Raw genomic sequence first — 11,750 nt, 5'->3', positions numbered from 1 at the left:
ATCATCGTCCGGCTCTTCGTCGTTGCAGTCGTGATCTGTCCTTACTTCGCCTGGGCCAACCCTTCCTTCGCCAACGCTTCCTGCACCTTCGGCCGCGCCGCGACGCGGGCCTTGTAGGCCGCAAGATTCGGCATCGCCGAGAGATCGAACTTCATCCGGTCGCCCCAGGTCAGCATCGTGAAGAGATAGCCGTCGGCGACCGTGAACTGCTGGCCCATCAGGTAGTCGCGGCCTGCGAGCTGGCTGTCGATGTATTTCAGCTTGCCCATGACGCGATCCTTGAAGAAGGCCTTGGCCTCGTCGTTCAGCGCCGGCGCGAACAGCGGGCCGAAGCTCTTGTGGACCTCCGAGGTGAGGAAATTCAGCCACTCGAGCAGCTTGTAGCGCTCGGAACTGCCATGGGCCGGCGCCAGCGCCTTGGCCGAGGCCTGATCGGCGATCATCTGGACAATCACCGGGCCTTCGGTCACGATCTCACCGCTGTCGAGGCCTAGTGCGGGGACCTGACCCTTGGGGTTCAGCTTCAGATAATCCTCACCGTTTTCGAGCTTCTTGGCCCGGATATCGACCTTGACCAGCTCGTAAGGCAGGCCGGCTTCCAGGAGCGCGATGTGGGGGGACAGGGAGCAGGCGCCGGGCGAATAGTACAGTTTCATGGAATTTCCTCCTCTTGCCGCTTGGCTAGGGCGAAAGAACGACTACATGCGTCTGCATGGAATAGTCAAGATTGATGCAGCTGCATCGAATGGGGTAAGACACGGACGACGAGCTTGAGCGGGACCATGAAACGCAAACCATCGACCGAGGCAACCTCCGCCTGGATCCGCCTGATGCGGGTGCAGAGCCGCGTGCTCGATTGCGTCGAGCAGGATCTGAAGAAGGCGGGCTTCCCGCCGCTGGCCTGGTATGACGCGCTGCTGGAATTGTCGCGTGCGCCGAGCGGAGAGCTGCGGCCGGTCGAGCTCGAGCGGCAGATGCTGATCCCGCAATACTCGACCTCGCGCCTGATCGACCGCCTGGTCGACGAAGGCCTTGCCTCCCGGCGCGAATGCAAGATCGACAAGCGTGGCCAGTTCGTCGAGATCACGGAAGCCGGCCGCGAATTGCAGAAGCGGATGTGGGGTGCCTATTCGGCCGCAATCGAGAAGTATGTCGGCTCGAAATTGTCCGATGCCGATGCCGTCAAGCTCAGCGGTCTGCTCGACCGCCTCGGCTGCTCGTGCGGCGAGATGAAGCTGCCGCCCGTCGCCAACGTCAACGAAACCTCGCCGACGCGATGATCGCGCGGCAAAACCAGCACGTCCGCGCGCCCGGTGGGTTCGCGGACCATCCCGTCACCCGCGCGCATTCGGTCGAAGCGCTTTTGATTAGAGTTTGATATGGCGCGAGACCAGATCGATATGACGCCGCTGCAATCGCGCGATGAGCTCGTCGCGTGGTTCGAGGCCGGCTGCAAGGACCCGTCCGACTTCCGTTTGGGCACCGAGCACGAGAAGACGCCGTTCACGCTCGAGGGCCACCGTCCGGTGCCTTACGAAGGCCCGCGCGGCATCGGCGCGCTGCTCGAGGGCATGAAGCTCCTGCTCGGCTGGGAGCCGATCATGGAGAAGGGCAACATCATCGGCCTCTACGACGTCACCGGCGGCGGCGCGATCTCACTCGAGCCCGGCGGACAGTTCGAGCTTTCGGGCGCGCCGGTCGAGAACGTGCACCAGACCCAGAGCGAGCTGATGGCGCATCTGGCGCAGGTGCGCGAGATCGCGGCTCCGCTCGGCATCGGCTTCCTCGGCCTCGGCATGACGCCGTCCTGGTCGCGCGCCGACATCCCGGTGATGCCCAAGGGCCGCTACAAGATCATGACCAATTACATGCCGAAGGTCGGCCGGTACGGCCTCGACATGATGTACCGGACCTGCACCGTGCAGACCAATCTCGACTTCTCCTCCGAAGCCGACATGGTCAAGAAGCTGCGCGTCTCGCTCGCGCTCCAACCGGTCGCGACTGCGCTGTTCGCCAATTCGCCGTTCACCGAAGGCAAGCCGAACGGCTTCCTCTCGTTCCGTTCCGAGATCTGGCGCGACACCGACAATGCGCGTGCGGGCATGATGCCGTGGGCGTTCGAGGACGGCATGGGGTTCGAGCGCTATGTCGATTACGCGCTCGACGTGCCCATGTATTTCGTCAAGCGCGGCGAGGAGTATATCGACGTCTCGGGCTCCTCGTTCCGTGCCTTCTTCGACGGCCGCAACAACAACCTCCCCGGCGAGCGTCCGACCCTGTCGGACTGGGCCAACCATCTCTCGACGATCTTCCCCGAGGTGCGCCTGAAGCGTTATCTCGAGATGCGCGGCTCCGACGGCGGCCCGTGGGGCCGGCTGCCGGCGCTGCCCGCGTTCTGGGTCGGGCTGCTTTATGACGATGTCTCCCTCGATGCCGCCTGGGACATGGTGAAGCACTGGAGCGCGCATGAACGCCAGGCCCTGCGCGACGACGTGCCGCGCTTCGGCTTCAAGGCGCGGCTCAAGGACCGCTATCTGTTCGAGATCGCCAAGGAGTGCCTCGTTCTGGCACATGCCGGCCTGCGCCGGCGCGGCCGGATCGACCAACTCGGCCGTGACGAGACCCGGCATCTGGAGCCGCTCGATCGCATCATCGATTCCGGCCGCACGCCGGCCGAGGAGATGCTCGAGAAGTTCAACGGTCCTTGGAACGGCTCGGTGGAACCGGCCTACGCGGAATACGCTTTCTAGACACATAGGCCAACGCCCAGGACTTGAGCCGTTCATCGCCCATACAGGTTTGCGGCGATCAAATGACCGGCTGAAAAAACCTGAGCGTCGTCAATAACTCGAAAGCTGTTCTGATGGGGAAGGGCCGCCCGCCCAGGGCCGTCATGGCGAAGGTCTTGGCAAGCGTCGTGGCCTGCGTCGCGCTGCTTTCGTTCGCATGTGCGAGCTGGCCCGTGCGCGCCCAGACAGCGTTCGATCGGCCCGGCGGCGACTATTTCAGCACGCCGGTCACCTCGGGCGATCCCGAGGATTGCGCGCTGCTCTGCGAGCGCGACCGCCGCTGTCGTTCCTGGAGCTTCAGCTATCCCGATGTCGAAGGCGGCTCGGCCGTGTGCTGGCTCAAGAACGTCGTGCCGCCGCGCGTGCCGGGCAATTGCTGCATCTCCGGTGTGCGCGGTGCCGGCGTGATCGAGCCGCGGGTCGAAGGCGTGGAGACGTCGATCGACCGCCCCGGCGGCGATCTGCGCAATTTCGAGCTCAAGGAGGGCGAAGGCGAGGAGGCCTGCAAGGCGGCCTGCATCGCCGACAACAAATGTCGCGCCTTCACCTATGCCCGCCCCGGCTACACCGGGCGCGAGGCGCGCTGCTTCCTGAAGAAGGAAATCAAGCCGCCGCGCCGCAAAGCGGGGTTTACGTCGGGCGTGGTGCGGTAGGCGCAGCTCTTTCCATCGTCATTGCTGTCGTAGGGTGGGCAAAGGCGCAAAGCGCCGTGCCCACGATCTTTCAACTATTACAAGAGGTGGTGGGCACGCTTCGCTTTGCCCACCCTACGGCATCTACTCCGCCGCGATCACCGTGAGCTCCGGCCATAGCGCTTTCCATCGCCCGGCCTTCACCGCGTAATTCGCCGCCGAAAAATTCGGTCCCGGATTTGGCCGCGCGATCAGCCCTGCGACATCGCCAAAGCCGCGCGGCGCGTAGACCTCGTAGCCATCGCCTGCGCGCCTGACGCCGATTTGCGTGTTCTGCGTGAGGAAGCGGTCGATGCCCTCCGTCGAGCTTCTCAGGGGCGGATAGGGCAGGCCGTGCTTGCCGGGATACCACAGATGCACGCGTGCCTGGTTGCGGATCTCGACCTTGACGCCGAGATGCGCCAGCCGCTCATGCAGCTTGCGGATCACCGCATCCTCCGCCTCCCACGAGGTGTCAGGGTCGAAATAGAACGCGTCGTAGTCGGCGATGCCGTGATCGATGGCGCGGCCGGTGAGCACGTTTCATACGGTCTGCACCAGGCATCCCGAGACCAGCCATGCATCCGGCAGGTCCAGCCGCGCGAGTTCGTCGACGATCGCGGCATTGACGGGATTTTTCAGCGCTAATGCGAGGAAACGATCGCGATCCATCGCGGCCATGACCTACAGGCTGGCGTCGAATGCGGTGCGCGCCGCCTTCGAGGCCAGCGCGCGCCAGCGCCGCCGCAGGAACGGCTCGACGATCGCGCGCTTCGCCTTCGACAGGCGGATCAGCACGATCGGATAGTCGGCGTAGTGGTCGGTGAAATAGAAGATTCCTGGCTGGCTCTCGACCAGCATCGCGCGTTCGTCGATCGGCACATCCGGCATCACCAGGCTGTCGCGGTCTTCCTTCAGGCGCGCCAGCATCTTCTTGCGCACTTTCAGTGCCGGCGTGCCGTAGGAGGTGCCGTCCTCGACCTCCGGCCACGTCAGCGCGAATTTTCTGACGTCGTCGAAGGTCATGAGGATCAGCTCAGTGTACGGCGGTGAAGAACCGTGCGAGCCGGAAGCCGGACAGCCACGTGTACACGGGCTGGCTGCGCATGCCGAGATCCCAGGAGCCAACCACGGCATCCGCGCGTCCGATCAGATTGTCGATCGGCAGAAGGCCGACGCCGCCGGAACGCAGCGGCACGCGGCTGTCGGCGGAATTGTCGCGGTTATCGCCGAGCACGAAGAGATGGCCGGGCGGCACCGTCACCTCCGGCGTGTTGTCGAGCGGACCGTTGTCGCGCATCTTGAATATCAGATGCGAGACGCCGTTCGGCAGCGTCTCGATATAGCGGTGGGCGGGCTCGCTGCCGCCATTGTCGTCCTCGGCCTGGCCGATGCCATCCGGCTTCAGCTCGGCGGGCCGGTCGTTGATGAAGAGCTGGCCCTGCCGCATCTGGATGCGGTCGCCGGGCAGACCGACGACGCGCTTGACCCAGGCCTGCGAGCGGTCGCCGGGCCAGCGGAACACGACGACGTCGCCCTGCTTCGGCGTTTCCGCGAACACGCGGCCGCTTTCGGGTAGGTTGATCTGGATCGGCAGCGACGAGGTGCCGTAGCCGTAGGGGAATTTCGAGGCGAGCAGTGCGTCGCCGATCAGCAGCGTCGGCTCCATCGAGCCGGACGGCACGTAGAACGGCTCGGCCAGCGCGCCCTTGGCGATGAACACTGCGGCAACGATGCCGGCGAGCTGCATCAGCTGGCCGCCCCAGCCGCTGGTCTTCCGCTTGGCGGGGACGGTTATCTTCTCGACACTCATGCGCCTGTTCCACCCACCGTAATGCGTTCCATCAGAAGTGACGGCTGGCCGACGCCGACAGGGACGCCCTGGCCGTTCTTGCCGCAGGTGCCGATGCCGGTATCGAGCGCCAGATCGTTGCCGATCATGCGGATGCGATGCAGGTCGGTCGGCCCGTTGCCGATCAGCATGGCGCCCTTCAGCGGCGCGCCGATCTTGCCGTTCTCGATCTTGTAGGCCTCGGTGCACTGGAACACGTATTTGCCCGAGGTGATGTCGACCTGTCCGCCGCCGAAATTCGCGGCGAACACGCCGTTCTTCACGGAGGCAAGGATCTCGGCCGGGTCGCGGTCGCCCGCCAGCATGTAGGTGTTGGTCATGCGCGGCATCGGCACATGGGCATAGCCCTGGCGGCGGCCGTTGCCGGTCGGCTTCATGTTCATCAGCCGCGCGTTCTGGCGGTCCTGCATGTAGCCGACCAGGATGCCGTCCTCGATCAGCACGGTGCGATTGGTCGGCGTGCCCTCGTCGTCGATCGACAGCGAGCCACGGCGCGAGGCAATGGTGCCGTCATCGACCACGGTGACGCCCTTGGCCGCGACCTGCTGGCCCATGAGGCCCGCAAACGCCGAGGTCTTCTTGCGGTTGAAGTCGCCTTCGAGGCCATGACCAACCGCCTCATGCAGCATCACGCCGGGCCAGCCGGCGCCAAGCACGACGTCCATCTCGCCGGCGGGGGCGGGGATCGATTCCAGATTGACGAGGGCCTCGCGCAGCGCGCCGTCGGCGGCCTCGCGCCAATTCCTGCTCTCGATGAATTCGGCATAGCCGGCGCGGCCGCCATAGCCCTTGCTGCCGCTCTCCTGGCGGTCGCCCTGGCCAGCGACGACGGAGATGTTGACGCGCACCAGCGGGCGGATGTCGCGATAGCTCTCGCCATCGGGCCGCAGGATCTCGACCACCTGCCAGGTCGCGCCCAGGCTGACGCTGACCTGCCGCACCCGCGGATCCTTGTCGCGCAGATAAGCGTCGATCTCGGCGAGCAGCTTGACCTTGGTCTCGAAGCCCGGCGCATCCAGCGGATTGTCGTCACTATAGAGCCGCACATTGGTATGCGCCGGCGGAGCGGCAAAGCTGCCGGAATAGCCGCCGCGCACGGCCGCGACCGCGTCCGCGGCGCGAATCAGCGCCGGCAGGGACACGTCGGAGGAATGCGCATAGCCGACCGCATCGTCCTTGACGGCGCGCAGGCCAAAACCCTGCGAGGTGTCGTAGGTCGCCTGCTTCAGCCGCCCATTGTCGAACATCAGCGCTTCGGTCTGGCTGTATTCCAGGAACAATTCGCCGTCGTCGGCGCCGGCAAGCCCGCGCGCGACCTCGTTGCGAACCTGGTCGCGATCGAGATTGGCGCGGTCGAGCAGGGAGGTTGTGGCAGGATTGGTCATGCGTCCGTCCATTATCGGGGGATGTTGGGCAAGATAATGGTTTCCCGCGCGTTCCGCGAGGGCTGGGCCGTCACATTACGGAAACGATAGGTACGGCTTCCCCTTAAACCGGTTTTCAGGATTTTGGGCTATCGAGGGCGACCCTTGGTGAGAGATCTGCCGGCAAAAGCATGTGGAATTCCCTGCTTGTGTTCTGGGATCAGTATCACGGCCTGATCATCGGCTTTGGCGCGCTGGGGCTGGTCCTGCTGTTCAACCAGTTCGTCTATCACCGCTTCTGGACCTCCTATCCCACCCGCGAGGCCTATGTCGCAGCTCACCCGGGCTGCGACACCGTGGACGGCGTCGTCTGCGCGACATGCCGGCGCAAGGCGCTGGTCGGGCCGGTGGCCGGGAGAGGCCGCATCTATCGCTGCGGCTGGTGCGACATGGAGCTCTATCGCGTCGACGCGGCGTGAGCCCTGCTACGGCAGCTTGTCGTAGCCCTCGCCGAGCCCGTTCAGGCTGAGCGGGAAGCCGATGCCTTCTTCCGGCGTCTCGAAGATGATGAAGGTCGCGGTCTTGGCGCTGCGCAGCTGGCCGAGCAGCTTGTCGTCCATGACGACCTCGGCGACGCAGCCGTTGGGCAGGCAGCGGACGAAGCCGGCGCGGCCGACGTCCTGGTTGTCGAGCTTCAGCCCGAGGCCGGAGGGCAGCAGGACGCCGAGCGGGGCGACCACGCGCATCAGGCGGCTCTTCTGGTCGGCGGTCTTGAGCACGATCACGGTCAGGCCGGCATTGGAGCGGTCCTCGGCCACCACGCTCTGGATCAGGGCGCATTGCTCGGTCTGGGCGCCCGGCGGGGTGTCGCAGCGGATTTGCCAGTCGCCATGGACGGAGCGCACCGCGCCCTGCGCATGGGCAAGGCTTGGTACGAAGAGGCCTGGCAGCGCCAGCAGGACGACCGCAGCCAGCAGGGCGGCAAGCCTCGTGAGGCCGTCAGCCTGCCTTTTGGCCTCCCTTGCCATGCAACTCGAAAACCCCATCGGGTCGGTCCCTCTGCTCGCCTGGGTCGCTCGCACCTGGCGGACTGATACGGGAATGACGGCGGCTTGAAGGCGATTCCCAAGCAAATTCCGCGCCGCCCACACCGCCAACATCAGCACGAATCAGATTCCTGCGCGGCTGTTCGCCAGTGCCTACCGCGGGCAATGCCGCTGTCAAGCCGCAGCATCCCGGGAAACGGTATTTTTCTCTGATGTTACTAGGAAATATCTTGCGGGTGATCGCTGACAGACAGGCCTCAAGACTGCATTGCGATAGATCAAGAATTATGGTTTGAGAGGCTTGATTTCGGCGTTCTAGCGATCTGGCCCCAATTCCTCTTAGAGGTATTCTTGCGCGGCGGTTTGTCAGACGGGCGGATCGAATAAGCGTTTCCCAAAAATAGGGGAACGCACCTGGGGTGATTTCGTAAGGGGAGCGCGAACGGCATGAGGATGTCGATGGGTCGGGTGGGCCGGCATTTGCTGGGAATGGCCACCATCGCCTTGGTGGCGGCTGGCATGACGCTGGCGGCGGGCGGGACGGCATTCGCCGAGGTCGGGCAGCCGGCGCCGTGGGAATGGACGCTGCAGCAATCGGCCTCGCCGGTGATGGACAACATCGTCTGGTTCCACAACTTCCTGTTCGTGCTGATCACCCTGATCACGCTGTTCGTTCTGGCGCTGCTGGTGATCGTGGTCCTGAAGTTCAATGCGAGGGCCAATCCGGTGCCGTCGCGGACCACCCACAACACGCTGATCGAGGTGGTGTGGACGCTGGTTCCGGTGCTGATCCTGGTCGGCATCGCGGTGCCGTCGTTCCGGCTTCTGTTCCTGGAGCTCGACGTGCCGAAGGCGGATCTGACCGTGAAGGCGACGGGCAAGCAGTGGTACTGGTCGTATGCCTATCCTGACAACGGCAAGTTCGAGTTCGACTCGCTGATGGCCCAGGACAAGCAGCCCCGCCTGCTCGGCGTCGACAACGAGATGGTGGTGCCGGTGAACAAGGTGATTCGCGTCCAGGTCACCGGCGCCGACGTCATCCACGCCTTTGCGCTGCCGGCTTTCGGCGTCAAGATCGACGCCATCCCCGGCCGGCTGAACGAGACCTGGTTCAAGGCCACCAAGACCGGCATGTTCTACGGCCAGTGCTCGGAGCTCTGCGGCAAGGATCACGCCTTCATGCCGATCGCGATCCGCGTGGTCAGCGACCAGGAGTTCGCCTCCTGGGTCGAGACGGCGAAGAAGAAGTTTGCGAGTGGCGGCACCAGCACCTACGCCTCGGCGGCCGGCCCGACGCAGTAAGCGCCGGGTCAGGGCTCGAGGGGACTGAAAGCGACATAAAGGGCGGGACCGCATAAGGTCCGCATGGGACGCAAGGCAGGATTTGAAAATGGCAACGAGCGCAGCGGCACACGGCGATCACGCGCAAGACCACGGACATGACCACGAGCACGCCCATCCGACCGGATGGCGGCGCTACGTCTATTCGACCAATCACAAGGACATCGGCACGATGTACCTGATCTTCGCGGTCGTTGCCGGCGTCATCGGTGCCGCGATGTCGATCGCGATCCGTGCGGAGCTGATGTATCCGGGCGTGCAGATCTTCCACGAGACGCACACCTACAACGTCTTCGTGACCAGCCACGGCCTGATCATGATCTTCTTCATGGTCATGCCCGCGATGATCGGCGGCTTCGGCAACTGGTTCGTGCCGCTGATGATCGGGGCGCCCGACATGGCGTTCCCGCGCATGAACAACATCTCGTTCTGGCTGCTGCCGGCTTCGTTCGCGCTGCTGCTGATGTCGACCTTCGTCGAGGGCGAGCCGGGCGCCAACGGCGTCGGCGCGGGCTGGACCATGTACGTGCCGCTGTCGAGCTCCGGCCATCCGGGCCCGGCCGTCGACTTCGCGATCCTGTCGCTGCACCTTGCCGGTGCCTCGTCGATCCTCGGCGCCATCAACTTCATCACCACCATCTTCAACATGCGCGCGCCGGGCATGACCCTGCACAAGATGCCGCTGTTCGTGTGGTCGATCCTGGTGACGGTGTTCCTGCTGCTGCTGTCGCTGCCGGTGCTCGCCGGTGCGATCACCATGCTGCTCACCGACCGCAATTTCGGCACGACATTCTTCGCGCCCGACGGCGGCGGCGACCCCGTGTTGTTCCAGCACCTGTTCTGGTTCTTCGGTCACCCCGAGGTGTACATCCTGATCCTGCCCGCCTTCGGCATGATCAGCCAGATCGTCTCGACCTTCTCGCGCAAGCCCGTGTTCGGCTATCTCGGCATGGCCTACGCCATGGTCGCGATCGGTGGCATCGGCTTCGTGGTGTGGGCGCACCACATGTACACGGTCGGCATGTCGTCGGCGACGCAGGCTTACTTCGTTGCTGCCACGATGGTGATCGCGGTCCCGACCGGCGTGAAGATCTTCTCCTGGATCGCCACGATGTGGGGCGGCTCGATCGAATTCCGCGCCCCGATGATCTGGGCGGTGGGCTTCATCTTCCTGTTCACGGTCGGCGGCGTCACCGGCGTCGTGCTGGCGAATGCCGGCGTCGACCGCGTGCTCCAGGAGACCTACTACGTCGTCGCGCACTTCCACTACGTGCTGTCGCTCGGCGCCGTGTTCGGGATCTTTGCCGGCTGGTACTACTGGTTCCCGAAGATGACGGGCTACATGTACAACGAGACGCTGGCGAAGGCGCACTTCTGGGTCACCTTCATCGGCGTGAACCTCGTGTTCTTCCCGCAGCACTTCCTCGGCCTGTCGGGCATGCCGCGCCGCTACGTCGACTATCCCGACGCCTTCGCCGGCTGGAACCTGGTCTCGTCGGTCGGCTCCTACATCTCGGGCTTCGGCGTCCTGATCTTCCTCTACTGCGTGCTCGACGCCTTCATGAAGAAGGTCCCGGCGGGCGACAATCCGTGGGGTGCAGGTGCGACCACGCTGGAGTGGACGCTGCCTTCGCCGCCGCCCTTCCACCAGTTCGAAGTGCTGCCCCGCGTGCAGTAAGCCATCTTCCGCGGCGCCCGTCATGGGCGCCGCGGCTCTACAACGAAGCGAGTTAGATTAGTGTCCGTCCTCGACCACAACGCCATCGACATCAATCCCCGCATCTCCGAAGCGGAGGTTGGCGACTACATCGCGCTGCTCAAGCCGCGGGTGATGTCGCTGGTGATCTTCACCGCGCTGGTCGGCATGGCGATGGCGCCCGGGCACTTCCACTGGGTGCTCGCGATCACCTCGCTGCTCTGCATCGCCGTCGGTGCCGGCGCCTCGGGGGCGCTCAACATGGCGCTCGAAGGCGACATCGACGCGAAAATGTCGCGCACGGCGAACCGGCCGATCCCGCGCGGCCGCATCACCCGCCCTGAAGCCATGGCGTTCGGCACGACGCTCGCCTTCTTCTCGGTGATGACGCTCGGCATCCTCGTGAACTGGATCGCGGGCGCGCTGCTTGCCTTCACCATCTTCTTCTACGTCGTGATTTACACGATGTGGCTGAAGCGCTGGACCGCGCAGAACATCGTGATCGGCGGCGCCGCCGGCGCGCTGCCGCCGGTGGTGGCCTGGGCCGCGGTGACGGGCACGGTCGACGTCGAGCCGCTGCTGCTGTTCGCGATCATCTTCTTCTGGACGCCGCCGCATTTCTGGGCGCTGGCCCTGTTCCGCTCCGACGATTACGCGCGCGCCGGCATTCCGATGCTGCCCAACGTCGCCGGCCCCGACGCGACGCGGCTCCAGATCCTGCTCTACACCGTCGTGCTGATCGCGGTCGCCGCCGCGCCCTGGGTGCTCGGCTATTTCGACGCCGTCTACGGCGTGGTCTCGCTGATCCTCGGCGCCGGCATGCTGGTGCTTGCGATCAACGTCTATGTGCGCCGCGAACGCAGCCAGTCCCTGCGCGCGACGCGAAAACTGTTCGCCTTCTCGATCCTGTATCTGTTCGCGCTGTTCGCGACCCTGCTGGCCGAGGTCGTGTTCCGGGCGGTTGCTCCGATGGTTGGGGGCGCATGAGGCA

General features: G+C 64.8%; 12 protein-coding genes and 1 pseudogene. 7 read left to right on the top strand and 6 right to left on the bottom strand.

Features of this window, described 5'->3' with window-relative positions; all coding sequences use genetic code 11:
* Nucleotides 1-41: 41 nt before the first annotated feature.
* Nucleotides 42-656 carry a glutathione transferase GstA gene (gstA, locus tag QA642_RS44655; protein ID WP_283082491.1) on the bottom strand — a complete coding sequence of 205 codons (615 nt, stop codon included), beginning with the start codon at nucleotides 654-656 and terminating at the stop codon, nucleotides 42-44.
* A gap of 126 nt (nucleotides 657-782) precedes the next feature.
* On the opposite strand from gstA, the gene QA642_RS44650 reads away from it, so the two are divergent.
* From QA642_RS44650 to QA642_RS44640, 3 genes are all read left to right on the top strand, one after another.
* Nucleotides 783-1,280: a MarR family winged helix-turn-helix transcriptional regulator gene (locus tag QA642_RS44650; RefSeq protein ID WP_027561950.1), complete on the top strand. Its 498-nt coding sequence runs from the start codon at nucleotides 783-785 to the stop codon at nucleotides 1,278-1,280.
* Nucleotides 1,281-1,379: 99 nt separating this feature from the next.
* Nucleotides 1,380-2,750, top strand: a complete 1,371-nt coding sequence (locus tag QA642_RS44645) for a glutamate--cysteine ligase (RefSeq protein ID WP_283082490.1) — start codon at nucleotides 1,380-1,382, stop codon at nucleotides 2,748-2,750.
* Between the two features lie 113 nt (nucleotides 2,751-2,863).
* Entirely contained in the window at nucleotides 2,864-3,442 is a 579-nt protein-coding gene (locus QA642_RS44640) for a PAN domain-containing protein (RefSeq protein ID WP_283082489.1), read from the top strand.
* Nucleotides 3,443-3,565: 123 nt separating this feature from the next.
* Here QA642_RS44640 and QA642_RS44635 read toward each other — a convergent pair.
* From QA642_RS44635 to tldD, 4 genes and pseudogenes are all read right to left on the bottom strand, one after another.
* Nucleotides 3,566-4,132 (bottom strand): annotated as a pseudogene (locus tag QA642_RS44635) (nucleotidyltransferase family protein).
* Nucleotides 4,133-4,144: 12 nt separating this feature from the next.
* Nucleotides 4,145-4,486 (bottom strand): MmcQ/YjbR family DNA-binding protein, encoded by a 342-nt coding sequence (locus QA642_RS44630; protein WP_283082488.1) that lies wholly within the window; start codon nucleotides 4,484-4,486, stop codon nucleotides 4,145-4,147.
* A 10-nt stretch (nucleotides 4,487-4,496) separates the two neighbouring features.
* The gene (lepB, locus tag QA642_RS44625) at nucleotides 4,497-5,273 is read right to left on the bottom strand and encodes a signal peptidase I (protein ID WP_283082487.1); all 777 of its coding nucleotides are present in this window, start codon (nucleotides 5,271-5,273) and stop codon (nucleotides 4,497-4,499) included.
* Nucleotides 5,270-6,697 (bottom strand): metalloprotease TldD, encoded by a 1,428-nt coding sequence (tldD, locus tag QA642_RS44620; protein ID WP_027561956.1) that lies wholly within the window; start codon nucleotides 6,695-6,697, stop codon nucleotides 5,270-5,272. Before tldD ends, lepB begins: the two co-directional genes overlap by 4 nt.
* Before the next feature lie 170 nt (nucleotides 6,698-6,867).
* Between tldD and QA642_RS44615 the strand changes: the two genes are divergently transcribed.
* Nucleotides 6,868-7,155, top strand: coding sequence for a hypothetical protein (locus tag QA642_RS44615; RefSeq protein ID WP_283082485.1), 288 nt, complete (start codon nucleotides 6,868-6,870; stop codon nucleotides 7,153-7,155).
* Nucleotides 7,156-7,161: 6 nt separating this feature from the next.
* Here QA642_RS44615 and QA642_RS44610 read toward each other — a convergent pair whose 3' ends face one another.
* The gene (locus QA642_RS44610) at nucleotides 7,162-7,722 is read right to left on the bottom strand and encodes an invasion associated locus B family protein (protein WP_283082484.1); all 561 of its coding nucleotides are present in this window, start codon (nucleotides 7,720-7,722) and stop codon (nucleotides 7,162-7,164) included.
* Between the two features lie 447 nt (nucleotides 7,723-8,169).
* Here QA642_RS44610 and coxB point away from each other — a divergent pair, with 447 nt between their 5' ends.
* The 3 genes from coxB (at nucleotide 8,170) to QA642_RS44595 (ending at nucleotide 11,746) form a co-directional block, all read left to right on the top strand.
* On the top strand, nucleotides 8,170-9,024 hold the full coding sequence (gene coxB / locus QA642_RS44605) for a cytochrome c oxidase subunit II (RefSeq protein WP_283082483.1): 855 nt from the start codon (nucleotides 8,170-8,172) through the stop codon (nucleotides 9,022-9,024).
* Between the two features lie 88 nt (nucleotides 9,025-9,112).
* Nucleotides 9,113-10,741, top strand: coding sequence for a cytochrome c oxidase subunit I (gene ctaD, locus QA642_RS44600; protein WP_283082482.1), 1,629 nt, complete (start codon nucleotides 9,113-9,115; stop codon nucleotides 10,739-10,741).
* Nucleotides 10,742-10,801: 60 nt separating this feature from the next.
* On the top strand, nucleotides 10,802-11,746 hold the full coding sequence (locus QA642_RS44595) for a heme o synthase (RefSeq protein WP_283082481.1): 945 nt from the start codon (nucleotides 10,802-10,804) through the stop codon (nucleotides 11,744-11,746).
* Nucleotides 11,747-11,750: the final 4 nt, after the last annotated feature.

This window comes from Bradyrhizobium sp. CB2312 (assembly GCF_029714425.1).
Lineage (GTDB): Bacteria > Pseudomonadota > Alphaproteobacteria > Rhizobiales > Xanthobacteraceae > Bradyrhizobium.
This window is presented reverse-complemented; position numbering and strand designations above follow the sequence as displayed.

Excerpts from the sequence above, each read along its gene's own strand:
- coxB (WP_283082483.1), top strand. The coding sequence starts at position 8,170 with ATGAGGATGTCGATGGGTCGGGTGGGCCGGCATTTGCTGGGAATGGCC.
- QA642_RS44630 (WP_283082488.1), bottom strand. The coding sequence starts at position 4,486 with ATGACCTTCGACGACGTCAGAAAATTCGCGCTGACGTGGCCGGAGGTC.
- QA642_RS44645 (WP_283082490.1), top strand. The coding sequence starts at position 1,380 with ATGGCGCGAGACCAGATCGATATGACGCCGCTGCAATCGCGCGATGAG.
- QA642_RS44610 (WP_283082484.1), bottom strand. The coding sequence starts at position 7,722 with ATGGGGTTTTCGAGTTGCATGGCAAGGGAGGCCAAAAGGCAGGCTGAC.
- ctaD (WP_283082482.1), top strand. The coding sequence starts at position 9,113 with ATGGCAACGAGCGCAGCGGCACACGGCGATCACGCGCAAGACCACGGA.
- QA642_RS44650 (WP_027561950.1), top strand. The coding sequence starts at position 783 with ATGAAACGCAAACCATCGACCGAGGCAACCTCCGCCTGGATCCGCCTG.
- tldD (WP_027561956.1), bottom strand. The coding sequence starts at position 6,697 with ATGACCAATCCTGCCACAACCTCCCTGCTCGACCGCGCCAATCTCGAT.
- QA642_RS44615 (WP_283082485.1), top strand. The coding sequence starts at position 6,868 with ATGTGGAATTCCCTGCTTGTGTTCTGGGATCAGTATCACGGCCTGATC.
- QA642_RS44640 (WP_283082489.1), top strand. The coding sequence starts at position 2,864 with ATGGGGAAGGGCCGCCCGCCCAGGGCCGTCATGGCGAAGGTCTTGGCA.
- gstA (WP_283082491.1), bottom strand. The coding sequence starts at position 656 with ATGAAACTGTACTATTCGCCCGGCGCCTGCTCCCTGTCCCCCCACATC.
- lepB (WP_283082487.1), bottom strand. The coding sequence starts at position 5,273 with ATGAGTGTCGAGAAGATAACCGTCCCCGCCAAGCGGAAGACCAGCGGC.